At 73.4% G+C, this 22,082-nt stretch carries 21 protein-coding genes; 9 read left to right on the forward strand and 12 right to left on the reverse strand.

Annotated features, from left to right (window positions below; all coding sequences use genetic code 11):
• Nucleotides 1–68: 68 nt before the first annotated feature.
• The 3 genes from ACGFSH_RS08825 to ACGFSH_RS08835 form a co-directional block, all read right to left on the reverse strand.
• Nucleotides 69–1,100, reverse strand: a complete 1,032-nt coding sequence (locus ACGFSH_RS08825) for a BMP family protein (RefSeq protein WP_393346964.1) — start codon at nucleotides 1,098–1,100, stop codon at nucleotides 69–71.
• A 1,343-nt stretch (nucleotides 1,101–2,443) separates the two neighbouring features.
• A complete protein-coding gene (locus tag ACGFSH_RS08830) occupies nucleotides 2,444–3,670 on the reverse strand; it encodes a M20 family metallopeptidase (RefSeq protein ID WP_393346966.1) in 1,227 nt (408 codons plus the stop codon).
• 238 nt (nucleotides 3,671–3,908) lie between these two features.
• The gene (locus ACGFSH_RS08835; protein ID WP_393346370.1) at nucleotides 3,909–4,601 is read right to left on the reverse strand and encodes a TetR/AcrR family transcriptional regulator C-terminal domain-containing protein; all 693 of its coding nucleotides are present in this window, start codon (nucleotides 4,599–4,601) and stop codon (nucleotides 3,909–3,911) included.
• Nucleotides 4,602–4,672: 71 nt separating this feature from the next.
• Here ACGFSH_RS08835 and ACGFSH_RS08840 point away from each other — a divergent pair, with 71 nt between their 5' ends.
• Nucleotides 4,673–6,112 (forward strand): FAD-dependent monooxygenase, encoded by a 1,440-nt coding sequence (locus ACGFSH_RS08840; RefSeq protein ID WP_393346372.1) that lies wholly within the window; start codon nucleotides 4,673–4,675, stop codon nucleotides 6,110–6,112.
• A 22-nt stretch (nucleotides 6,113–6,134) separates the two neighbouring features.
• Here ACGFSH_RS08840 and ACGFSH_RS08845 read toward each other — a convergent pair whose 3' ends face one another.
• From ACGFSH_RS08845 to ACGFSH_RS08880, 8 genes are all read right to left on the reverse strand, one after another.
• Entirely contained in the window at nucleotides 6,135–7,715 is a 1,581-nt protein-coding gene (locus ACGFSH_RS08845) for a methylmalonyl-CoA mutase (protein ID WP_393346373.1), read from the reverse strand.
• Between the two features lie 349 nt (nucleotides 7,716–8,064).
• Nucleotides 8,065–9,324 carry a hypothetical protein gene (locus ACGFSH_RS08850; RefSeq protein WP_393346375.1) on the reverse strand — a complete coding sequence of 420 codons (1,260 nt, stop codon included), beginning with the start codon at nucleotides 9,322–9,324 and terminating at the stop codon, nucleotides 8,065–8,067.
• Entirely contained in the window at nucleotides 9,324–9,980 is a 657-nt protein-coding gene (locus ACGFSH_RS08855) for an RNA polymerase sigma factor (protein WP_393346377.1), read from the reverse strand. Before ACGFSH_RS08855 ends, ACGFSH_RS08850 begins: the two co-directional genes overlap by 1 nt.
• Before the next feature lie 383 nt (nucleotides 9,981–10,363).
• Nucleotides 10,364–11,314, reverse strand: a complete 951-nt coding sequence (locus ACGFSH_RS08860; protein WP_393346379.1) for a hypothetical protein — start codon at nucleotides 11,312–11,314, stop codon at nucleotides 10,364–10,366.
• Between the two features lie 123 nt (nucleotides 11,315–11,437).
• Nucleotides 11,438–12,091, reverse strand: coding sequence for an RNA polymerase sigma factor (locus ACGFSH_RS08865; protein WP_393346381.1), 654 nt, complete (start codon nucleotides 12,089–12,091; stop codon nucleotides 11,438–11,440).
• Between the two features lie 155 nt (nucleotides 12,092–12,246).
• Nucleotides 12,247–12,696, reverse strand: a complete 450-nt coding sequence (locus tag ACGFSH_RS08870; RefSeq protein WP_393346968.1) for a hypothetical protein — start codon at nucleotides 12,694–12,696, stop codon at nucleotides 12,247–12,249.
• A gap of 239 nt (nucleotides 12,697–12,935) precedes the next feature.
• On the reverse strand, nucleotides 12,936–13,490 hold the full coding sequence (locus ACGFSH_RS08875; protein WP_393346383.1) for a hypothetical protein: 555 nt from the start codon (nucleotides 13,488–13,490) through the stop codon (nucleotides 12,936–12,938).
• 133 nt (nucleotides 13,491–13,623) lie between these two features.
• Nucleotides 13,624–15,228, reverse strand: coding sequence for a glycoside hydrolase family 20 protein (locus tag ACGFSH_RS08880; RefSeq protein WP_393346970.1), 1,605 nt, complete (start codon nucleotides 15,226–15,228; stop codon nucleotides 13,624–13,626).
• Nucleotides 15,229–15,501: 273 nt separating this feature from the next.
• Between ACGFSH_RS08880 and ACGFSH_RS08885 the strand changes: the two genes are divergently transcribed.
• The 6 genes from ACGFSH_RS08885 to ACGFSH_RS08910 all read left to right on the forward strand — a co-directional run bounded on the left by ACGFSH_RS08885 (nucleotide 15,502) and on the right by ACGFSH_RS08910 (nucleotide 20,535).
• A complete protein-coding gene (locus tag ACGFSH_RS08885; protein WP_393346385.1) occupies nucleotides 15,502–16,056 on the forward strand; it encodes a 2-oxo-4-hydroxy-4-carboxy-5-ureidoimidazoline decarboxylase in 555 nt (184 codons plus the stop codon).
• A gap of 271 nt (nucleotides 16,057–16,327) precedes the next feature.
• Nucleotides 16,328–16,708 (forward strand): succinate dehydrogenase, cytochrome b556 subunit, encoded by a 381-nt coding sequence (gene sdhC / locus ACGFSH_RS08890; protein ID WP_393346387.1) that lies wholly within the window; start codon nucleotides 16,328–16,330, stop codon nucleotides 16,706–16,708.
• Between the two features lie 5 nt (nucleotides 16,709–16,713).
• Nucleotides 16,714–17,196, forward strand: a complete 483-nt coding sequence (locus tag ACGFSH_RS08895) for a succinate dehydrogenase hydrophobic membrane anchor subunit (RefSeq protein WP_256917347.1) — start codon at nucleotides 16,714–16,716, stop codon at nucleotides 17,194–17,196.
• Nucleotides 17,197–17,215: 19 nt separating this feature from the next.
• A complete protein-coding gene (sdhA, locus tag ACGFSH_RS08900) occupies nucleotides 17,216–18,970 on the forward strand; it encodes a succinate dehydrogenase flavoprotein subunit (RefSeq protein WP_256917348.1) in 1,755 nt (584 codons plus the stop codon).
• Nucleotides 18,970–19,749, forward strand: a complete 780-nt coding sequence (locus ACGFSH_RS08905) for a succinate dehydrogenase iron-sulfur subunit (RefSeq protein WP_393346390.1) — start codon at nucleotides 18,970–18,972, stop codon at nucleotides 19,747–19,749. The genes sdhA and ACGFSH_RS08905 overlap by 1 nt, the downstream gene beginning before the upstream one ends.
• A 168-nt stretch (nucleotides 19,750–19,917) precedes the next feature.
• Complete coding sequence (locus ACGFSH_RS08910) at nucleotides 19,918–20,535, forward strand: Uma2 family endonuclease (RefSeq protein ID WP_393346392.1); 618 nt, start codon at nucleotides 19,918–19,920, stop codon at nucleotides 20,533–20,535.
• Between the two features lie 7 nt (nucleotides 20,536–20,542).
• Here ACGFSH_RS08910 and ACGFSH_RS08915 read toward each other — a convergent pair whose 3' ends face one another.
• Nucleotides 20,543–20,980: an SMI1/KNR4 family protein gene (locus tag ACGFSH_RS08915; protein WP_393346394.1), complete on the reverse strand. Its 438-nt coding sequence runs from the start codon at nucleotides 20,978–20,980 to the stop codon at nucleotides 20,543–20,545.
• A 173-nt stretch (nucleotides 20,981–21,153) separates the two neighbouring features.
• Between ACGFSH_RS08915 and ACGFSH_RS08920 the strand changes: the two genes are divergently transcribed.
• Together ACGFSH_RS08920 and ACGFSH_RS08925 are read left to right on the forward strand one after the other, a co-directional pair.
• Nucleotides 21,154–21,561: a VOC family protein gene (locus ACGFSH_RS08920; RefSeq protein WP_393346396.1), complete on the forward strand. Its 408-nt coding sequence runs from the start codon at nucleotides 21,154–21,156 to the stop codon at nucleotides 21,559–21,561.
• A gap of 100 nt (nucleotides 21,562–21,661) precedes the next feature.
• Nucleotides 21,662–22,078, forward strand: coding sequence for a hypothetical protein (locus ACGFSH_RS08925; RefSeq protein ID WP_393346398.1), 417 nt, complete (start codon nucleotides 21,662–21,664; stop codon nucleotides 22,076–22,078).
• Nucleotides 22,079–22,082: the final 4 nt, after the last annotated feature.

A 22,082-nucleotide genomic window follows, 5' to 3' on the forward strand; every position in this document is an offset into this window, starting at 1 on the left:
GGGGCGTATGGGCTGCGAAGACGCTCGTAAGGGCGCAGCCGCCGGTGGCGCGAGGGGTTTTCCGGCCGTTACTTCGTGTTGACCGTGACCGTGCCGTCGACGATGTCCTTCTTGGCCTTGTCGACGGCCGCGACGACGTCGGTCATGGCCTTGTACTTCGGGTTGGAGTCGGCGAAGCCCACGCCGTCGTTGGAGAGGCTGCCGCGCACCACGCCGGACAGCGGCTTGCCGTCCACGACGGACTTCACCAGGTCGTAGACCGCGCCGCCGACGTTCTTGAGCGCGGAGCCGAGGATGTGGTCCTTGTAGGCCGCCAGCGAGCTCTGGCTGTACTGGTCGGAGTCGACCCCGACGACCCACACCTTCTTGGCGGCCGCCTCGGAGATCACGCCCTGCCCGGACAGCCCGGCCGCGTGGTAGAGCACGTCGGCGCCGGCCTCGATCTGGCCGCTGGCCGCGTCCTTGCCCTTGTCGGGGCTGGAGAAGCCGCCCTCCTGGGGGGTCTCCGTCAGGTACTGCGACTCGATCTTGATCTTCGGGTCGACCGACTTGGCGCCCTGGACGTAGCCGGCCTCGAACTTGTGGATCAGCGGGATGTCCACGCCGCCGATGAAGCCGATGTGCCCCTTCTTGGAGGCCTTGGCCGCTGCGACGCCGGCCAGGTAGGAGGCCTGCTCCTCGTGGAAGACCAGGTCGGCCACGTTCTTGGCCTGCACCTGCTCGTCGTCGATGATCCCGAAGGTGGTCTTCGGGAACTTGGCGGCGACGGCCTTGACGGCGGGAGCGTAGACGAAGCCGACGCCGATCACCGGGTTGAAGCCGGACTGGGCCAGCTGGGTGAGCCGCTGGACCTTGTCCGCGTCGGACTCGCCGTCCTGCGGCTCGATGTCCTGGCCGCCGATCTTGAACTCCTTCTCGGCCTTCTGGAAACCGGCGTAGGCGGCGTCGTTGAAAGACTGGTCGCCCTTTCCGCCGATGTCGTAGGCGAGGCCGATGCCCTTGCCGGAGTACTTGCCGGACTCCGTGTCACCGGCCTTGCCGGAGTCGTTGCTGGACTTGCCGCAGCCCGCGGCGGCGAGGGCGACGACCGCGACGGTCACCGCGGCCCGGGTCAGTCCGGTCCTCCGAGAATTCAGACGCACAGCAAGCACCCCTTCGATCCCCACGGCGCCGTCACCGGCCCGCTGTCCCCATGCTGGAGCCCTCGCGAAGGCTTCCCCGACAAGCCCTTCCCGGTGGCGATTCCGGCGCACAGTAACGCGCGTAGAAGGCGAGGGGAACGGGGTTCCTCCCGGCCGTTACCGATTCGTGCCGCCACCGGCCCACGGCCCCGCCCCACCGGTTACGCCCACATCACCCAACGGGACGAAGAGGCGGTTTCGGGAGGGGGGCGGGAGCATCACGCGGGCCCTGGGCGGGAGCGTCAGGCGGGTCCCGACAAGGTGGCGTCAGGCGGGGACCGGCCGGGGGGCGTCAGGCGTGACGGGCGGGGGGCGTCAGGGGGGGCGCGGGGAGGGGCCGGGGTTCGCGGGTTCCTGCCGGGGGGTCACGCCGGTGCCGGGCCGGGGTTCACGCGTTCCGGGCGGGGACGTCACGCGAGACCGGCCCGGAGTGTCACGGGTCCCGGTCGGGGGGCGTCAGGCGGGGACCGGCAGCGGGCCGCACGGATGCCGACCGGGAGGCGCGCGGGGACGGGCCGGGGTCGCGGGCCCCGGCCGGATGCGACGCGCGGGTGCCGGGCCAGCGGTTCACGGGTTGCGGGCGGGGACGTCACGCGAGATGGGCCCCGAGTGTCACGGGTCCCGGTCGGGGGGGGGGCAGGCGGGGACCGGCAGCGGGCCGCGCCGATACCGACCGGGGGGTCGCGCGGGTGCCGGGCCGGGGGTTCACGCGTTCCGGGCGGGGACGTCACGCGAGATGGGCCCCGAGTGTCACTGGCCCCGGCAGGGGGCGTCAGGCAGGGACCGGCAGCGGGCCGCGCGGATGCCGACCGGGGGGCGCGCGGGGACGGGCCGGGGGCCCCGCGGGGACGGGCCGGGGTCGCGGGCCCCGGCCGGATGCGACACGCGGGTGCCGGGCCAGAGGTTCACGGGCTCCGGCGGGGACGTCACGCGGGTCCCGGCCGGACACGTCGTGCGGGATCTCGCTGGGGGCCACGCGCGTGCCCGGTCGGGGCGGCGCGGGTTCCGGGCCGGGGCCTCAGCCGGAACCCGGCCGGGGGCGTCGCGCGGGCGCGGCCGTGCGAGCTGCGCGTCGCGCGTCCTCGCGCGCCGCGCCCTCCGGTCGTGCCGGGCGAGCCTGATGTCCCGCGGGCCCGATGCCCGGTGGGGCCGAGCCCGGCGGACTCGATGCCCGACGGCCCGACGCCCGGCAGCGCGGGCCCGGTGGAACCTGATGTCTCGCGGCCCGGCGCGCTGTGATGCCGGGCCGGGCGCCGAGTCGGCTATCTGGTGGAGGCGTCCAGGAGGGCTGCCGCCGTGAAGAGTTCGACGCCTGCGGTGATCGCCGACTCGTCCGCGTCGAAGTCGCCCTGGTGCAGGTCGCGGACGGTGCGCTCGCCGGGGGGCCGGACGCCGAGGCGGGCCATCGCGCCGGGGACCCGCTCCAGGTACCAGGAGAAGTCCTCGCCGCCGAGGCTCTGCTCGGTGCCCTCGACGCCGCTCTCGCCGCGCCGGGCGACCATGGCGTCGCGCAGCAGATCGGTGACGTCGCCGTCGTTGACGACGGGCGGGACGCCGCGCACGTAGTTGATCTCGGACTTGGCGCGGTGCAGGTTGGCGACCTCGTCGATGGCCGCGACGACGATGTCCGGGGCCTGCCGCCACGCCTCGATGTCCAGGCAGCGGACCGTGCCGGACAGTTCGGCGTGCTGCGGGATCACGTTGGGCGCGTGACCGCTCTCGATCCGGCCCCAGGTGACCGCGAGGCCGGCGCGGGTGTCGACCCGCCGCCCGACCAGTGCGGGCACGTCGGTGACCACGCGGGCGGCCGCCGTGACCAGGTCGGTGGTGAGGTGGGGGCGGGCGGTGTGGCCGCCGGGCCCGTCGAGGGAGATCTCCAGCCGGTCGCAGGCCGAGGTGATGGCTCCCTCGCGCAGGCCGATCCGGCCCGCGTCGACCCGCGGGTCGCAGTGCACGGCGATGATCCGGCCGACGCCGTCCAGCGCGCCGTCCTCGATGGCGTCGGCGGCGCCGCCGGGGAGCACCTCCTCGGCGGGCTGGAAGATCAGCCGTACGGGGCGCGGGAGGAGGCCGCGGCTGTGCAGTTCGGCCAGGACCAGTCCGGCGCCGAGGACGACGGTGGTGTGCACGTCGTGGCCGCAGGCGTGGGCGCGGTCGGGCACGGTGGACCGGTAGGCGCACTCGGTCTTGGTGTCCGGGATGGGCAGCGCGTCGATGTCGGCGCGCATGGCCAGGACGGGGACGCCGGCCGCGGCCACGTTCCCGATGTCGCAGATGAGGCCGGTCCCGACCGCGAGCACGCGTGGTTCGAGCCCCGCCTTCTCCAGGCGGGCCTTGATCGCGGCCGTCGTACGGAATTCCTGGTTGCCCAGCTCAGGGTGCATGTGCAGGTCGCGGCGGAAGGCCACCAGCTCTGCGCGCAGCACCTCCGGCAGTACGCCGGGGAGGGCTTTTTCGCCTGAAGGATCGGCCTCGGACTCTCGGGACATCAGTTGCTTCACCCTCTGAAGGGTAGGACGCCGAAGCGGTCGACCGACCTACGATCAACAAAACTTCAACCCGTAAGGCGAAGAAAAGTCGGCCGCGCGGCGCATGGCTGCTGTGAGGGGTGGGTAAACTCCGCCGATTCCGGTTCGGCTCCCACAGTTCTTCCTTCCTTTCACGGATACCACGGACGGCTCGAGGCACGCCGGAGCTGTCCACGTTCCGGGACCGATCCCGGCATCATCACCCGCCCCCGGCTCCCCCGCCACGCGGGGCGTCGGCGTCGCTGCCGATCCCGTACCGCGCGGCGATCCCGGCCAGCACGATCTCCAGGCCCTCCTCGAAGTGCCGGTCGTAGTCGGCGAAGATCTCTGCCCCCGCCCGCGCGGCCAGTGGGAAGTCCCGCATCCGTCGCGCCCGCTCGTCGACGTCGTATCCCTCGCGCCGTTCGCCTGGCAGCGGCTGGACGCCCTGCTCCTCGGTGACGAAGCCGAGGGTGTACGCGTAGCTCGTCGAGGTGGCCCGGACGGCCTGGGCGAGGGTGAACCCGGCGGCCGTGAGCAGGCGCAGGGTGTCCTCCATCTGCTCGGCGTGCACGAGGGCGGTGAAGCGTGAGCCGCTGAAGACCTTCGCGCCGTCGCGGTAGCGGCGCAGCGCCTCGCGCAGGCCGCGGTTGGACGCGCGCAGCCGCTCCCGCCAGGTGTCGGCGGGGTCGAGGACGGCTCCGGCGAGCATCCGCCGGTACATCTCGGTGGCCATCTCGTCGAGCAGGGCCTGCTTGTCCTTGAAGTGCCAGTACAGGGCGGGCGCCTTGACGTCCAGCTCACGGGCGATGGCCCGCAGCGTCAGGCCGTCGAGACCCACCTCGTTCAGCAGCCGCAGGGCGGTGCCGGCGACCCGCTCGCGGTCCAGGGGCGTGCGTCGTTCGGTGCTCACGCTTGACAGCTTAACGCCGTTAAGGCCACTCTCGGGGAACGGCATCACTTAACAACGTTAAGGAGACGGGGATGAACGAGACAGGGATCGACGGGACGGGAACGGGCGGGACCGGGACGGGCGGGACCGTGGACGTCCTGATCGTCGGCGCGGGCCCCACCGGCCTCGCCCTCGGCATCGACCTGGCCCGGCGCGGCGTGGACGCGCTGGTGGTGGAGCGGGGCGCGGCCCTCGCCCCCGGCTCCCGCGGCAAGGGGCTCCAGCCGCGCACCATGGAGGTCTACGAGGACCTCGGCGTCCTCGACGCGATCCTCGCCGCCGGGGGCCCGTATCCGACGGGGACGGTCTGGCAGGACGGCCGGCGGACCGGGGAGCACCGCATCTTCGACCCGGTGCGGGAGGGCGAGGAGATCACCCGTTTCACCGTGCCCTGGATGGTCCCGCAGTGGCGCAACCAGGAGATCCTGCGGGCGCGGCTGGAGGAACTCGGCGGCACGGTCGCCTTCGGCCTCGAGGTCGTGGGCGTCGACCAGGACGAGGACGGGGTGACGGCGCGTCTCGCCTCCGGCGAGGAGATCCGCGCCCGGTACGCGGTCGCCGCCGACGGAGGCCGTTCGGCGGTCCGCCGGGCGCTCGGCATCGCCATGACGGGCGAGACCGTCGACCCGGACCCGCTGCTGGTGGCGGACGTGCGCATCCCGGCGCTGGACCGGGACCTGTGGCACGTCTTCCCGCCGGGCGACGGAGGCGCGGGCTACGCGTCGGTCTGCCCGCTGGCCGGCACGGAGGAATTCCAGGTGACGGCCCGCTTCCCGGAGGGCACGGACATCGACCTCTCCCCGGACGGCGTCCGCGCGGCGATCGCCGAGCGCACGCACCTCGCGCCCGGGGACGTCACCGAGGTCCTCTGGTCCTCCGATTTCCGTCCCCGCGCGGCCCTCGCGGACCGCTTCCGCGAGGGCCGCGTCTTCCTGGCCGGGGACGCGGCGCACATCCACTCCCCGGCCGGCGGCCAGGGCCTGAACACCAGCGTCCAGGACGCGTACAACCTGGGCTGGAAGCTGGGCGCGGTGCTGCGCGGGCGGGCGCCGCGGGCTCTGCTCGACACCTACGAGGAGGAGCGGCGGCCGGTCGCCGAGCACGTCCTCGGCCTGTCGACGGCGATCCACCGGGACGAGGCGCGCCGGGGCGCGGGAACCCGGCAGCTGGGCCTGCACTACCGGCGGTCGTCGCTGAGCGAGGAGACCAGGCCGGCCCCGGGCACGCTGCGCGCCGGCGACCGCGTCCCGGACCTGACGGTGGACGGCGTCCGCCTCTTCGACCTGCTCCGGGGCCCGGACTGGACCCTGCTCACGCTGGACGACGGGGTCTTCCTGGTCCGCCCGGACGGCCACGTCGGCTGGGCGGGCGAGTCGGCGGCGGGGGCGGCCGCCTACCGCGAGCGGCTGGGACTCGACGGGCCGGGGGCGGGCGGCGAGCGGTCCTTTTCCGCGGTGACCGTCCGGGGCTGACGTCGGGAGCGCGCGGTCCGGGTCAGAAGGCGTCGGTGGGCACGTACGTGCCCCAGACCGTGCGCAGGGCGTCGCTCACCTCGCCCACCGTCGCCCGGGCCCGCAGCGCGTCCTTCATCGGGTACAGGACGTTGTCCTCGCCGCGCGCCGCCTTCTTCAGGGCGTCCAGGGCCCGGTCGACCGCCGCCGTGTCGCGCCCGGCCCGCAGCGTGGCGAGCCGTTCCGCCTGCCGGGCCTCGATGGCCGGGTCGACGCGCAGCGGCTCGTACGGCTCCTCGGCGTCGAGCCGGAAGCGGTTGACGCCCACCACGACCCGCTCGCCGGAGTCGGTCTCCTGGGCGATGCGGTAGGCGTTGTGCTCGATCTCGCCCTTCTGGAAGCCGTGCTCGATGGCCGCCACCGCGCCGCCGAGGTCCTCGACCCTGCGCATGAGTGCGACGGCCGCCTCCTCGACGTCGTCGGTCATCCGCTCGACGGCGTAGGAACCGGCGAAGGGGTCGACGGTCGCCGTCACGTCCGTCTCGTGGGCCAGCACCTGCTGGGTGCGCAGGGCGAGGCGCGCGCTCTTGTCCGTGGGCAGCGCGATCGCCTCGTCGAAGGAGTTGGTGTGCAGGGACTGGGTGCCGCCGAGGACCGCGGCCAGCCCCTGGACGGCGACCCGCACCAGGTTCACCTCCGGCTGCTGGGCCGTGAGCTGCACGCCGGCCGTCTGCGTGTGGAAGCGCAGCATCAGCGATCTGGGGTCGCGCGCGCCGAACTCCTCCTTCATCACGCGGGCCCAGATCCGGCGCGCGGCACGGAACTTCGCGACCTCTTCGAGGAGGGTCGTGCGGGCGACGAAGAAGAAGGAGAGGCGGGGCGCGAAGTCGTCCACGTCCATCCCCGCCGCCACCGCCGTGCGCACGTACTCGACGCCGTCGGCCAGGGTGAAGGCGATCTCCTGCACGGGCGAGGCTCCCGCCTCCGCCATGTGGTAGCCGGAGATCGAGATGGTGTTCCACTTCGGGATCTCGGCCCGGCAGTAGCGGAAGAGGTCGGCGACCAGCCGCAGCGAGGGCTTCGGCGGGAAGATGTAGGTGCCGCGCGCGATGTACTCCTTGAGGACGTCGTTCTGGACCGTGCCGGTGAGGCTCGCCGCCGGGACGCCCTGCTCCTCGCCGACCAGCTGGTACATCAGCAGGAGCAGCGCCGCGGGCGCGTTGATCGTCATCGACGTCGAGACCTGGTCCAGCGGGATCCCGTCGAACAGCACGCGCATGTCCTCGACCGAGTCGATCGCCACGCCCACCTTGCCGACCTCGCCGTGTGCGAGGGGGGCGTCGGAGTCGTGGCCCATCTGGGTGGGCAGGTCGAAGGCGACCGACAGGCCCGTGGTGCCGTGGGCGATCAGCTGCCGGTAGCGGGCGTTGGACTCCGCCGCGGTGCCGAAGCCCGCGTACTGGCGCATGGTCCAGGGGCGGCCGGTGTACATCGAGGGGTACACGCCCCGGGTGAAGGGGGGCGAGCCCGGCTCGCCCAGCCTCTCGGCGGGATCCCAGCCGGCCAGGTCCTGCGGCCCGTAGACCGGTTCGATGGGCAGTCCGGACTCCGACTCACGCGCCATGGCCGCGATGCCTCCCGCTGGGTCTGTCCGCTCCGGGACCTCCCTCACAGGATGGCCGCGGGCGACGGACCCCACAATGCCGGAAGGCCAGGGGTGGGGCGGGGCTGGGAATTCAAGGGGCGCGGGCGGGACCGGGGGAACGTGTCCCGCCCGCGCCAGGCGCACGAGCCGAAGGTACGGGGGGAACCCCGGCTCAGTGCAACGGCCGATGACCAGTCGGCTCACTTGTTACTGCGTTCCACCGGCGGAAAACGTCACACCCCTCACCGAAAAATTTCGGCGATCCGCAAAACCGCAGGTCAGGGGGCATGGCGACGGCCGCCGTCAGTGGCCGTGGCGACGGCCGCCGTCAGTGGCCGTGGCGACGGCCGCCGTCAGTGGCCGTGATGACGGCGGCCGTCATGATCGTCCCGGCGCCCGCGTTCCCACCGGTCCCGCCGGTCGCGGACTTCCCGCCGCCCGCGCCCTTTCCGCCGTCCGCGCCTTTCCCGTCGTGGGGGATCGCGTGAGGGGCCGGGTGGGGGGCGCCCCGGTGCTGACCGTGGCCCGCGTCGCGGTCCTCGTCGCCGTCGTCGCGCCGGCCGGACTTGCCGTCGGAGCCGCCGTGGCCCTTCGATCCGTCCCCGTTCCCGCCGGTCGCGCCGCTCTTTGCGCCGTTGCGGCCGGTGGCGCCCTTCCCGTCGCCGTTGCCGCGGCCCTCGCCCCGGGCGCTCGCGCCGACGCCGTCCAGGACCCCCGCGCAGTACGCCGGGACCCGCTTCGAGCCGCCCGCCCGGTGCTCCAGGGCGCGCCGGTGCTGGGCGTTCGGCGCCTTGCCGGAGTCGAGTTCACGGCAGGACACGACGACGCCGGGCGGCCACCCGCCGAGCGGTCCCGGTGCGGCCGAGGCGCCGCCGTCCTTCGCCCGGCCGGTGGGCGTCCCGTCGCCCGTGGGCGCCCCGTCGCCGCCCGGCGTCCCCGGGACCGTGCCGCCGCCGGGCGTGTCCGAGGCGCTCGGGGACGGCGGAACGAGCGCGGGCGGGGACGCCGGGGCGGACACGGAGGTCACGGGGCGGCCCGGTTCCGTGCGGCCGAACGGGCCCGGCAGCAGGCCCGTGCCGTTCGCGACCGCCACCCCGCCGGCCATGCCGACGGCCAGTGCCGCGGCGAGCCCCAGACGCGCGGGGCGGCCCCAGCGGGAGGTGCGGCCGGCCGGCGGCAGCGGCCCGCCGATGCGCACCAGGCCGCCGTCGGCGAACACCTCGTCGCGCGGGAACCGTCCGCCGCGGCCGGACGGCGCGATCGGGCCGGACGTGGCCGGGCCGGCGGGGCGGAAGGCGGGGTCGGCGCGGTCCGCGTGCGCCTTGCGGAAGGCGGCCAGGGCCGCGGCCTCACCGGGGAGTTCCTCGTCGTCGAGCGGTCGCCCGGCGGACGTCGCGGACCGCCCGTGCGGCGCGGACGCCGTCGGGGACTCCGGCGGATCGGAGAGAGCTGCCAATGCGCCCAGGGTCCGGGCGAGCCGTTCGGCCTCCTCGCGGGCCGCGCCGTCGACAGCGTTGTCCGGTGACTCCCCGCGCAGCAGACGCTCCGCCGTTTCCCGGTCGAGCCACCTGTCCTGCTTGTCGGCCATCACATGTCCTTCTGCGTCCGCGTACGCACATGCGTCACACCCGCGGACACCGCGCGTGAGCGGGGACCCCGCTGAGGCGGCAGCGCGTCGAGCGCCCCAGTCGACTCCGCGTCGTCGCGCAGCAGTTCGGCGAGCTTCTTCAGACCCCGGTGCGCCGCGGTGCGGACCGCGCCGGGGCGTTTGCCGAGCGTCTCGGCGGCCGTCTTGGCGTCCAGTCCGACCACCACGCGCAGGACGACCGCCTCGGCCTGGTCCTGCGGCAGCCGGGCGATGAGGCCGAGGGTGCGGCCGGTGGCCAGCGCCTCCATGGCCTCGCCCGCGGTGTCGGACGCCGCGGCCCGGCCGGTCAGCTCGGTCTCGTCGGCGACCGTCGCCGGGCGTCTGCCGCGCATGCGTATGTGGTCCAGGGCGCGGTTGCGGGCGATGCGGGCGGCCCAGCCGCGGAAGCGGTCGGCGTCGCCGCTGAACCTGTCCAGGTCGCGGGCGACCTGCAACCAGGCCTCCGAGGTCACGTCCTCGGCGTCGAGGTCCCCGACCAGCGTGCGCACGTAGCCGAGCAGCCGCGGGTGCACAGCGCGGTACACGGTCCGGAACGCGCTCTCGTCCCCGTTCTGTGCCGCGAGCACCGCGGCAGTCAGCTCCGCGTCGTCCCCCACGTCGTGGTTCCTCGGTCGATGGTGCGCGGTTTCTGACCGCAGGTCGTTCGCGGTGGTCTGCCGCTTGGCCGTCCGGCGCGAAAGGCACGTTACGACCTGAAACAGCCGCGCGTCCATGTCCGTAGAACATGCAACTAACTCGTGACGCGGTGGACGTGCTCGGGGTGTGACAGAAAACGCACTCCCGGCGCTGTAGGGAGTACGGGCCGCCGCGCGGCCCGTGCCGCGCGACGGCCGGGGCCTCTCCTGTGGGGGGTGGCGGCCTCGGCCGTTGCCTTGGCGGCCCCGCTCACGCCCGTCGCCGGCCCCCGGCGTCCCGCGCCCTCGCCCTCGCCGTCACGGCCGCCGTCGCCGCATCGGCGTCGGGGCCTTCGTCCCGGCCTTCACCGGCGCGTCGTCGTCGCCTCGCCCGGCCGTGCCCGCGGTACGGGCCGCGCCGTCCCGTCCGGCCGGGCTGCCGCCCCGCCGCTCTTCCCCGTCCCGCCGGCCGCCCCGCCCGAGTTGCCGGTCCCGCCGGCCCTGCCGGTGCCGCCGCCCGTCTCCTCGGTCCCGCCGGGCGTGCCGGCCGGGTCGCTCCCGCCGGCGGCGCCCGTCCTGCCCGCCTCGCCGGCCGGGCCGCCCTTCGCGGCGGGTGCGCGGCGGCCGGGCGCCGCACAGTACGCCTCGACGTTCTTCTCGCCGCCGGCCGCCGCCACGAGCCGCCGCCAGTCGGCGGGGCCGAGCCGCTCGCCCCGGCCGTGGGCCTTCTCGTAGGCACGGCAGCGGGCCGCCGCGTCCTCGTCGCTCCCGCCCTTCGCCGGACGGTCGCGGTCGGCGCCGTCCGTGGCGGACGGGACCGCGGAGAGCGCCCCGGACGGGTCGGCCGCCGCCCCCGCCGACTGCCGGGGACGCCCCTCGCCTCCCCTCACGACGCCGGCGCCCACACCGATGCCGTCGTCGTCCGTTCCGGAGTCGATCGCGGCGAACGCGGCCCCGCCGAGCGTGATCCCGGCGATCAGGGCGCAGAGCGTGACCCGCAGCGAGCGGGCGGTGTGCCGCCGGGCCCGCGGCCGCCAGTCGTCGCGACGCCGGGGACGGACCCGGCCCGCCCGCGCATGCCGGGCGTCCCGGGCGGCCCGGAAGGCGGCGACGGCCCGCCGCTCGCCCACGCTCACCTCGACGCCGTCGGTCTCCTCGCCGCCCGCGTCACCGTCGTCGCCCTTGCGCGGGCGGACGGCCGGCGCGCGCAGGGCACGGGCGAGCAGCTCCTCCACCCCCGGCGGGGCGGCGAGGGCGTCGTCGGGGCGCGCGCGCCGACGGCCGTGGCCCGTGCCGTCGTTCAGCCGTTCACCCATGTCCGCTTCCGCCTCTGTCCCAAACGTCCGTCGCGACCGCCCGCCCGGCCGCCGGCCGCGCCGCCCGTCCGTGGGCCGTGCGTCGATCCCTCGGTGATCGATACGGCCCTGGGGCGTCACCGTTCACGTCGACTCCCCCAGCGTCCCGGGCGCACCATCCGTCACACCTTCTCCGCCGCGCTCGCGCGCGCCCCCCTCGCCCGCGGCGCCCAGCTGTCCGGCGAGCCGCTTCAGCCCCCGGTGGGCGGCCGTGCGCACGGCACCGGGCCGCTTGCCGAGCACGCGGGCCGCGGCCGGGCCGTCCAGTCCGATGACGACCCGCAGCAGCACGGCCTCCGCCTGGTCCCTGGGCAGCCCGCGCACCAGCTCCAGGGCCTGGGCGGTGGAGAGGGACTCCAGCGCCAGGTCGTGCGTGCTGTGCGGTCCGGGCAGGTCGAGGACGGCGTCCTGCTCCAGGGCCGCCGAGCGCGGCCGCACGCGCAGCCGGCGCAGGTGGTCCAGGGCCCGGTGCCGCGCGATGGTCGCCGTCCAGCCCCGGAACCCGGCGCCGTCGCCGCGGAACCGCCCCAGGTCCCGCGCTATCTCCAGCCAGGCGTCGGACGCCACGTCCTCCGCCTCCTCGCCGACGATCCCACGCAGATAACCGAGCAGTCCGGGCTGGACGATCCGGTACGCCACGGCGAACGCGGCCTCGTCCCCGGCCTGGGCCCGCGCCACGGCCGCCCCCAGTTCCCCGTCGTACGCGTGCGCGCGCCGGGGTTCCCCTCCCTGGCCCAAGACGTTCCTCGTTCGTGCGGTGTGCGGTGCGGGCGCGCGGCTCCCCCGCCGGACACCGGGCCCGGATGCGGCCGCGCTCCCACGGTCATCAGCGCCGCCCCGCACGGAAGTGTCACAGCCCGCGGACGCGCCGCCGCCGCGCGTCACCGCGCCCGCTACCGCCGCGGGCCCATCGCGTCCCGGCACAGCAGGCGCAGGGAGCCGTGGCCCGCATGGCAGCGGCGGGCCTCGTCGAGGGGCTCCCAGAGGCGGCCGTCGGGGGTGCGGACCCAGTGGTCGCCGCCGGAGGCCCACCATTGCGCGCCGGTCTGCCGGACGATCACCTCGCCCGCGTACGCCCCGAGCCCGCGCAGCACGCCCTCGACGGAGGCGTAGGGCGCGCCCTCACGTCGCAGCTCCTCGATCATCCGGTCGACGCGCCACAGGCTCTGCGCCGAGTGGTCGAGGTGCGGTCGCACGCCCTCGGGCGCGGCGGCCACCGCCTCGGCCGCCCATCGCACCGGCCTGCCGGCCGCGGAGGGCCGGGCAGGCCGGTCGGCCGGGCCCGGTGGGGCGGACGGGCCCGGCGCGCCCGGCGGGGCGAAGGGGGCGGCCCCGCCGGTCATGCCGGTCCTGTCGCTCGTGCCGGTCTCGTCGGTTCGGTCGGTGTGGTCGGTCGTCCTGCGCGTCACACTCGGAAGAGCGAGGACGTCGCGCGTTGTGTCACTCGGATCGGGGGTCTTCCCGGGAACCGGTGCAGGACCGCCCCACATCCCCCGCACCGCGCTCACGTGACTCCCGTGCCCGCCACGCCACACAACCTCCCGCGTCTCACGCGCCTCCCCTACCCCATGCCTCACGCGCCTCAGGCGCGTCCACGGGCGCGCCGTGAGACCACCGCGCGCAGCACCCGGCGGCCCTCGGTGGACACCTCCAGCGCGTGGCGCAGTCCGCCGGCGCCGTGGCCCGCGAGGATCTCCAGGACGGTGACCTGACGGCGCAGTTCGGCGGCGACCAGGGGCGACATGCCCTCGGTGCGGCCCTCGCGGCGGGAGTCGACGGGGGCGTCGTCCGGCGTGGGGTCGAGGAGGCCGTGGATTTGGAGCGAGGCGACGGAACAGGCGTCCGCCCACGCCCGCACCCCGGCGGCACGGCGGTCGTCCGGGGCCGCCGCCAGCATCCCGTGGGCGAGGAGCGCGGCCTCGTCGTCCTGCGCCGCGGGGGCGCCGAGCTTGTCGCGCGCCCGTTCCACCAGTTCGCCCCACTCGGCGGCGTCCGCGTCCTCCGTGAGGTTGCCCCACAGGGGGCGCAGGATCTCGTCGTCGCCCCCCAACAGGGGCAGACAGCGATCCAAACAAGCCAGCCCGCCGGCCGCCAGTCCGCGCTCGTCGGCCTGAGCGATCAGTTCCACCAGGCTCATCCACGCCTCCCTCGCCAGGGCGCCTTCCTTACGGAGCCCGCACTTCCCCTTACTGCGCGCGACGGGCCAGGAGTGTCACAGGCGGCTCGTTTCGGCCAACGGCGAGGAGGACCGTCGAGGGGTGCGGGGCGGCTCAGCCCAGCCTGTTCGCCAGCGCCGTGAACTGCGTCCAGGACAGCTGGGGCGTCCGGGAGTCCCACAGCTTCTGCGAGGTCGCCCGCAGCGGCATCCGGATGCCGGCCGCGACCTGGGCCTGCGTCTGGGAGCCGGCGAGGTCGCACCAGACCGAGAGGGAGCCGCCGAGGATCCGGGCGTCGTACTTCGCGGGCACGGGCGTCGTGCCGCGCAGCACGCGCGGGGTCCACTGCTCGTAGATGCGCCGCCCGGTGGGGTAGGCGAAGTCGTTGGGCTCGCCGAGGACGTAGTAGAGGTACTCGTCGTTGTAGTTGAGCATCTTGCGGCCCGCGTTCAGGTACTCGACGGGCGGGCGCGCCCCGATCTCCTTGCCGGTCCAGTACGCCACCACGAGGTCGGAGGCCGGTTTCACCGACGTGCCGCGGAAGAAGCCGTCGTTCCACACCCGCATGGTCCGGTCGTGGGCGCGGACGGTGTCGGCGCGGTCGTTGAGCCAGCCCGTGGTGAGGTCGGCGACGCCCGCGCCGGAGCCGTACCGGGCGCGTGCCGCGGCGGCGAGCTGCGGGTAGGAGGCGGCCGGGCTGGACACCGTCAGGGCCTGGTACTCGTCGCCGCCGAGGTGCCAGTAAGCGCCGGGGAACACGCCGGCGTACTCGTTCAGCAGGTCGTCCAGGAGGTCCGCGGACGCGCCCTTGGAGATGTCGATGGCCCCGCGGGTGGCCACTCCGCTCGCGTTGCGCAGTTGCAGCTCGGGGTGGGCGGCGAGGACGGCGCCCAGGTGCCCCGGCGAGTCGATCTCGGGGACGACGGTGATGTGCCGGCTCGCGGCGAGGTCGACGATCCTCTTCACCTGGGCCTTGGTGAGGTGCTCGCGGGCGACGATCTCCGGGTGGCTGTCGGACTCGATGCGGAAGGACTGGTCGTCGGAGAAGTGCAGGCCGAGCTGGTTGTACTTGAGGTCGCCCAGCTCGCGGACCCGGTCCTCGATCCAGTCGGGGCTGAAGTACTTGCGCGCGATGTCCAGCGTGAACCCGCGCTGGGGTTTGGCGGGCTGGTCGCGCACGACGCCCTCGGGGGCCGAGCCGCCGCCGTGCACCTCCTGCTTGAGGGTGCGGGTGCCGTAGAACACGCCCGCGTCGGAGGGCCCGCTGACGGTGACCCGGCCGCCGCGCACGGTCATGGTGTACGACTCCGGGTTCGCGCCCTCGTCGTCGTTGAGCGCCAGCCGCAGGTCGCCGGCGCGCACGTCGCTCTTCCGGCCGGCGTACGTCATGCCCAGCTCTCCGGCGATCAGCCGGCCCTCGTCGGCGAGGTCGGCGTCGCTCACCACGACCCGGTGGGTGGCGGCGGGACGCCAGCCCGGGCCGCGCGCCGGGGTGTGGGCGCGGACGGCGGGAATGGTCCGGGGCGCGGTGGACAGGGGGTAGGTGCGGCTGGGCGTCGGCGCCGCCGGGGGCGCCGCGGGGGACGCGGCGGAGTCCCCCGCCGAGGTCCTGGCCGCCTGCCGGGAGGCGGCCGACCCGGCCGGTGTCCCGGTGTCGTCGCCGGACGAGGCCCACACGCCCAGTCCGACGCCGAGCGCGGCGACCAGTCCGCCCGCCAGCAGCGCCCGTGGCGCCACCGCGCCCCGCGTCCCGCGCCGGGGTCCGCGCCGCGGCTCCGTCTTCGGCGTCGACCGCCGATGCCTGTGCCTGCTCACCCCGCCAACCGTACGACCCCCGTCCCGTGCGGGCGCGTCGAAGACCACGCGACGGGGTCCACGACACGTTCTGAAACTCTCCCGTTCGAGTGAAATTCAGGCGTCCGTCGGACACGTACTGACCGCTCTCGATAACGTAGCGACACATCCTTCACTGCATCCCCTGCCACATCACACGTGACGCGAGGATCCACGCTGCCTGCGCACCCTCCCTCCCCTCTCTCCGGCTGCCTCGCCATACCGGCGCAGACCCGGGCCTCACGCGCACCCCTGCTCGGCGGCTTCAACGACGCGCCCGTCGACGAGGCGCTCCGTACGCTCCTCGCCTGCCTGCACAGCCTCGGCTGGGCCCGCCGGGTCGCCGCCCACCGGCCCTATCCGACCCTGGACGCCCTCCTGGCCGCGTCGGACGAGGCCGCGTACGACCTGACCTCGGCCGATCTGGCGGAGGCACTGGCCGCGGAGACCCTGCCCGCCCTGCCGGACGACGCGTACGGCGCGGCCCACACCGCCCTCGGCGCGGCGCACGCCGCCTACGAGGCCCGCTTCGGCCACGCCTTCGTCATCAGCCTGGCGGCCGTCCCGCCGGACGAACGCCTGGACCACGTCCTGGAAGGCATCCGGTCACGATTGGCGAACGATCCCGAGGACGAGCGGGTGGTGGCGGCCGAGGAGCTGCGCCGCCTGGGAAAGGCGCGGCTCGCGAGCCGCTTCAGGGCCTCCGGGCCGTGATCCGCGCGTCCGCGCCGCAGGGCGCGGCCCGCCGGGGCGGGCCCGTCCGCGGCCCACAACCGCCCAATGCGGGTCAGACGGCCGCATAACCCTCCCCGGAGGCCGGAGACGCTCACCCATACGCGTGCCACTTTGATCACACCGGTAGGCCCGGCGTAAGCCCGACGCCGGTGCATCGCTACGATGCTGGGGGCCGGTGGACCGTACCCGGCCGGGCCCGTCCGACACCGAAGCCGGCAGGCCCCAATCCCCGCTCCCGGAGGGTTCTTCCGTGCCGGCTGGAACGCTGTACCGCGGCCGGGAAGGAATGTGGTCCTGGGTGGCTCATCGAGTCACCGGCGTCCTCATCTTCTTCTTCCTGTTCGTCCACGTGCTCGACACCGCGCTCGTGCGTGTCTCCCCCGAGGACTACGACAAGGTCGTAGCCACCTACAAGACCCCGATCGTCGCGCTGCTGGAGTACGGCCTCGTCGCCGCCATCCTCTTCCACGCGCTCAACGGTCTGCGCGTCATCGCCGTCGACTTCTGGTCGAAGGGCCCGCGCTACCAGAAGCAGATGCTCTGGAGCGTCGTCGGCCTGTGGCTCGTGCTGATGCTCGGGGCGGTCTACCCCGTTCTCGGGCACGCCGCTCGTGAACTGTTCGGGAGCTGACACCGATGGCCACCACTGAATCCACCGCAGCCGGCATCGGCCCCGTCGAGGACGGCGCCTTCTACGGCGTCGACAACCCGGCGCCCGTCATCGAGGCCCCGCGCAAGCGCACCAAGAAGACCCCGAAGTCCACCCGGGGCAACTTCGAGATGGCCGCCTGGCTGTTCATGCGCCTGTCCGGCGTCGTGCTGGTCGTCCTGGTCCTGGGCCACCTGCTGATCCAGCTCGTCCTGGACGGCGGCGTCTCCAAGATCGGCTTCGCCTTCGTGGCCGGCCGCTGGGCGTCCCCGTTCTGGCAGGTCTGGGACCTGCTGATGCTGTGGCTCGCGATGCTGCACGGCGCCAACGGTCTGCGCACGGTCGTCAACGACTACGCGGAGCGCGCGAACACCCGGCTGTGGCTGAAGGGCCTGCTCTACACCGCCACGGTGTTCACCATCCTGCTGGGCACGCTGGTGATCTTCACCTTCGACCCGAACATCCGCTAGGCACGGGGTTGCGAGAATCATGAAGATCCACAAGTACGACACCGTCATCGTCGGCGCCGGCGGCGCCGGTATGCGCGCCGCCATCGAGTCGACGAAGCGCAGCCGCACCGCCGTGCTGACCAAGCTCTACCCCACCCGCTCCCACACGGGCGCGGCGCAGGGCGGCATGGCCGCCGCGCTCGCCAACGTGGAGGAGGACAACTGGGAGTGGCACACCTTCGACACGGTCAAGGGCGGTGACTACCTGGTCGACCAGGACGCCGCCGAGATCCTGGCGAAGGAGGCCATCGACTCCGTCCTCGACCTGGAGAAGATGGGCCTGCCGTTCAACCGGACGCCCGACGGCACGATCGACCAGCGCCGCTTCGGCGGTCACAGCCGCAACCACGGCGAGGCCCCGGTCCGCCGGTCCTGCTACGCGGCCGACCGCACCGGCCACATGATCCTCCAGACGCTGTACCAGAACTGCGTGAAGGAGGGCGTGGAGTTCTACAACGAGTTCTACGTCCTCGACCAGCTCATCACCGAGGTCGACGGCGTCAAGAGGTCCGCCGGCGTGGTGGCGTACGAGCTGGCCACCGGCGAGATCCACGTCTTCCAGGCGAAGGCCGTGATCTACGCCTCCGGCGGCTGCGGCAAGTTCTTCAAGGTGACGTCGAACGCGCACACCCTGACCGGTGACGGCCAGGCGGCCGTGTACCGGCGCGGGCTGCCGCTGGAGGACATGGAGTTCTTCCAGTTCCACCCGACCGGCATCTGGCGCATGGGCATCCTGCTGACGGAGGGCGCCCGCGGTGAGGGCGGCATCCTGCGCAACAAGGACGGCGAGCGCTTCATGGAGAAGTACGCGCCGGTCATGAAGGACCTCGCGTCCCGTGACGTCGTCTCCCGCTCGATCTACACGGAGATCCGCGAAGGCCGCGGCTGCGGCCCCGAGGGCGACCACGTCTACCTCGACCTCACGCACCTCCCGCCGGAGCAGCTGGACGCCAAGCTGCCCGACATCACCGAGTTCGCGCGCACCTACCTCGGCATCGAGCCCTACACGGACCCGATCCCGATCCAGCCCACCGCGCACTACGCCATGGGCGGCATCCCGACGAACGTCGAGGGCGAGGTCCTCAGCGACAACACGACGGTCGTGCCGGGCCTGTACGCCGCCGGCGAGGTCGCCTGCGTGTCGGTGCACGGCGCGAACCGCCTGGGCACGAACTCGCTGCTGGACATCAACGTGTTCGGCCGCCGGGCGGGCATCGCCGCCGCCGAGTACTCCCAGAAGGCGGACTACGTCGAGCTGCCGGAGAACCCGGCCGAGCTGGTCGTCGCCCAGGTGGAGCGGCTGCGGGCGTCCACGGGCACCGAGCGCGTGTCGGTCCTGCGCCGCGAGCTCCAGGAGACCATGGACGCGAACGTCATGGTGTTCCGCACGGAGCAGACGATCAAGACGGCGGTCGAGAAGATCGCCGAGCTGCGCGAGCGGTACAAGAACGTGTCGATCCAGGACAAGGGCAAGCGGTTCAACACGGACCTGCTGGAGGCCGTCGAGCTGGGCAACCTGCTGGACCTGGCCGAGGTCATGGCGGTCTCGGCGCTGGCCCGCAAGGAGTCCCGCGGCGGTCACTACCGCGAGGACTACCCCAACCGCGACGACGTCAACTTCATGCGCCACACCATGGCGTACCGCGAGGTGGGCGACGACGGCACCGAGACCGTCCGTCTCGACTACAAGCCGGTCGTCCAGACCCGCTACCAGCCGATGGAGCGTAAGTACTGATGGCAACCCCGACCCTCGACAAGGCGGACGCGGCCGGCGCCCCCGAGCCCGGCTTCGCCGACTCCCCGTACATCACGGTCACCCTCCGCGTGCGCCGCTTCAACCCCGAGGTCGCGGCCGAGGCGGTGTGGGAAGACTTCCAGCTGGAGATCGACCCGAAGGAGCGCGTCCTCGACGCCCTCCACAAGATCAAGTGGGACGTCGACGGCACCCTCACCTTCCGCCGTTCCTGCGCCCACGGCATCTGCGGCTCGGACGCCATGCGGATCAACGGCAAGAACCGCCTGGCGTGCAAGACGCTGATCAAGGACATCAACCCCGCGAAGCCGATCACGGTCGAGCCCATCAAGGGCCTGACGGTCCTGAAGGACCTGGTCGTCGACATGGAGCCGTTCTTCCAGGCGTACCGCGACGTGATGCCCTTCCTGATCACGAAGGACACCAACGAGCCGACGCGCGAGCGCTTCCAGACCGCGGAGGACCGCGAGCGGTTCGACGACACCACCAAGTGCATCCTGTGCGCGGCGTGCACGTCGTCCTGCCCGGTGTTCTGGAACGACGGGCAGTACTTCGGCCCGGCGGCGATCGTCAACGCCCACCGCTTCATCTTCGACTCGCGTGACGAGGCGGGCGAGCAGCGGCTGGAGATCCTGAACGACAAGGACGGCGTCTGGCGCTGCCGTACGACGTTCAACTGCACGGACGCCTGCCCGCGTGGCATCGAGGTCACGAAGGCGATCCAGGAGGTGAAGCGGGCGCTGATCACGCGCCGCTTCTGACGCCGACCTCCGGCACGTCGTTCCGAGGGCCCCGCTTCCCGGTTTCCGCCGGGAAGCGGGGCCTTCGGCGTGCCTGTGCCACGATCGGGTGAACGTGATCAAGAAGGACATCGGGGCGTCGTCCGGCCTACGATGATGCTCTCGACACCGGCCCCGAGGAGGCACGCGATGTCCGCTGCATCCGTCGAGCAGCCCTACGCCGACGAGCCGTTCTCCCTGACGGCCATCGCCGACGAGATCATGGAGCGTCATCCGGGCTACCGCGTCGAGATCATCGGAGGCCACCTCCTCGTGACACCGTCACCGGATGCCCCGCACGCCCGCGCCCTGACCCAGCTCATGATTCCCTTCATCGCTGCCGGGTTGCACGGCACGGAGACCGAGGTCCTCCAGAACGTCGGGCTGTGGCTGCCGACGGGCGCGGAGGACTACGCCATTCCCGACCTGGTGATCGTCGACGCCGACATCGACGACCACTTCGTGGAGAACAACGCGTACGACCCCGGCTGCTTCCGCCTGGTCCTGGAAGTGACCTCGGGGAACTGGAAGGACGACCTCAGGACGAAGGTCGCCGCGTACGCCCAGGCGAAGGTGCCCGTCTACGTCGTCGTCGACCGCAAGCACCAGCGCGTCCACGTCCTCACCGAGCCGGTCGTGGGCGGCTACGACAACCACCAGTTCTACGCGCCCGGCCAGTCCGTGACGCTCCCCGACCTCATCGGCGCCAAGGTCACTCTGGACGCCGCCGAGATCCTCGCCGCCGGCCGCCCCAAGAAGAACGAGTGAGCCGGGCTCACCACGACGCGTACCACTCCGGGTCGTCGCCGAGGCGGCGGCGCAGGTAGTCCTCCAGGTCGTTCGCGACCCAGCGGCGGCTGTCGCTCTCGTGGTCCCAGAGGAAGACGTCCGGCCGCTGCGGCCTGACGACGCAGGCGAACAGGTCGCCGCCGCCGCTCTCGCCGAAGAGCAGCAGCGGGTCGAAGGGCATGTAGAGGGCGCGGAAGTCGGCCGAGCTGCGGAACTCCAGGTTGCGGCCCGTCACTTCGCCGACCGAGCAGACGAGCGCGGACCCGTACTCGTCGTGCGCGCCGTCCGCGAGCCGCCAGAAGTCCTTGAGGGCGGCCGGAAGGGGATGCCCCAGCACGGCCTCGGCCGCCCGCATTTCCTCCTCGCACGCGGGGCCGCCGAGCTTGACGCCGGCGGAGAGCGAGGAGACGAGATCGATCCACATGCGGCCATCCTTCACGGTTCCGCCCGCCGCACAAGCCCTTTCCCCATTCCCCGCCTCCCCCGGCCCCTCCCAGTCCTTGCCCAGCCCTTCCCGTCCTCCGGCCGGGTGACCCGCCGGTCCCGCGCCGGTCCCGTCCTGCCGGATGCCCGTGCGCGCGTACCTAATGTGACCGCATGTCAGACGACCAGTCGTACGAGCTGCTCGGGTTCGACCACGTGCTGCTGCCGGTCGGGGACCTCGGCGACGCCGTGGGGTTCTACGAGCGGGCCGGGTTCACGGTGGCGTTCCGGTTCGACGAGGGCGGCATCGCCTCGCTGAAGGCCGGGGGCGAGACCCCCGGCGTCCTGCTGCGGCGGGAGGAGGCGCTGGCGCACCGGCCCCCGCCATGGCCGGCCACCCGCGTGTGGCTGGAGGTGCCGGACGCGCGGGCGACGGCCGGGCGGCTGGCCGCGGCCGGCATCCCCCCGCTCGACGCGCCGTTCGCCGGGGCCACCGGGTGGACGGTCGAGATCGCCGACCCGTGGGGGAACGTCCTGGGGTTCACGGACTACTCCAAGCGCCCCGAGCTGGGCAGGCGTTAGGGGTCACGCCTCCGCCCGCCCCGAGGTTGAACATGTTCAAAAGGAGGGCTACAGTCATCCTCGACAGCGTTTTGAACGCGTTCAAGAAAAGGTGGGGAACATGGACCGCACGGTCATCGCCTACGTCGTCTACCTGATCGTCAGCATCGGCCTGACGGTGTGGGTGGCCAGGACCCTCAGCCACAACGGGCGGGTCTTCCTCGCCGACGTGCTCCAGGGCAACGAGAAGCTCGCCGACGCCGTGAACCATCTGCTGGTGGTCGGCTTCTACCTGGTCAACCTCGGCTTCGTCGCCCTCTACCTGAGCGGCGACGACACCATCGAGAACACCCGGGGCGTCTTCGAGGCCCTGTCGACGAAGCTGGGCGTGGTGCTGCTGGTGCTCGGGGCGCTGCACCTGGCCAACGTGTACGTGCTGAACCGGATCCGGCGGCGCGGGGTCATGGAGCGCGAGCAGGTGCCGCCGGTCGGCCCGCAGGGCTGGACGGCCCCGCAGGCGCCGGCGACCGGGGCGTGAGCAC

It is taken from the genome of Streptomyces sp. NPDC048481 (assembly GCF_043200075.1).
Classification (GTDB): Bacteria; Actinomycetota; Actinomycetes; order Streptomycetales; family Streptomycetaceae; genus Streptomyces.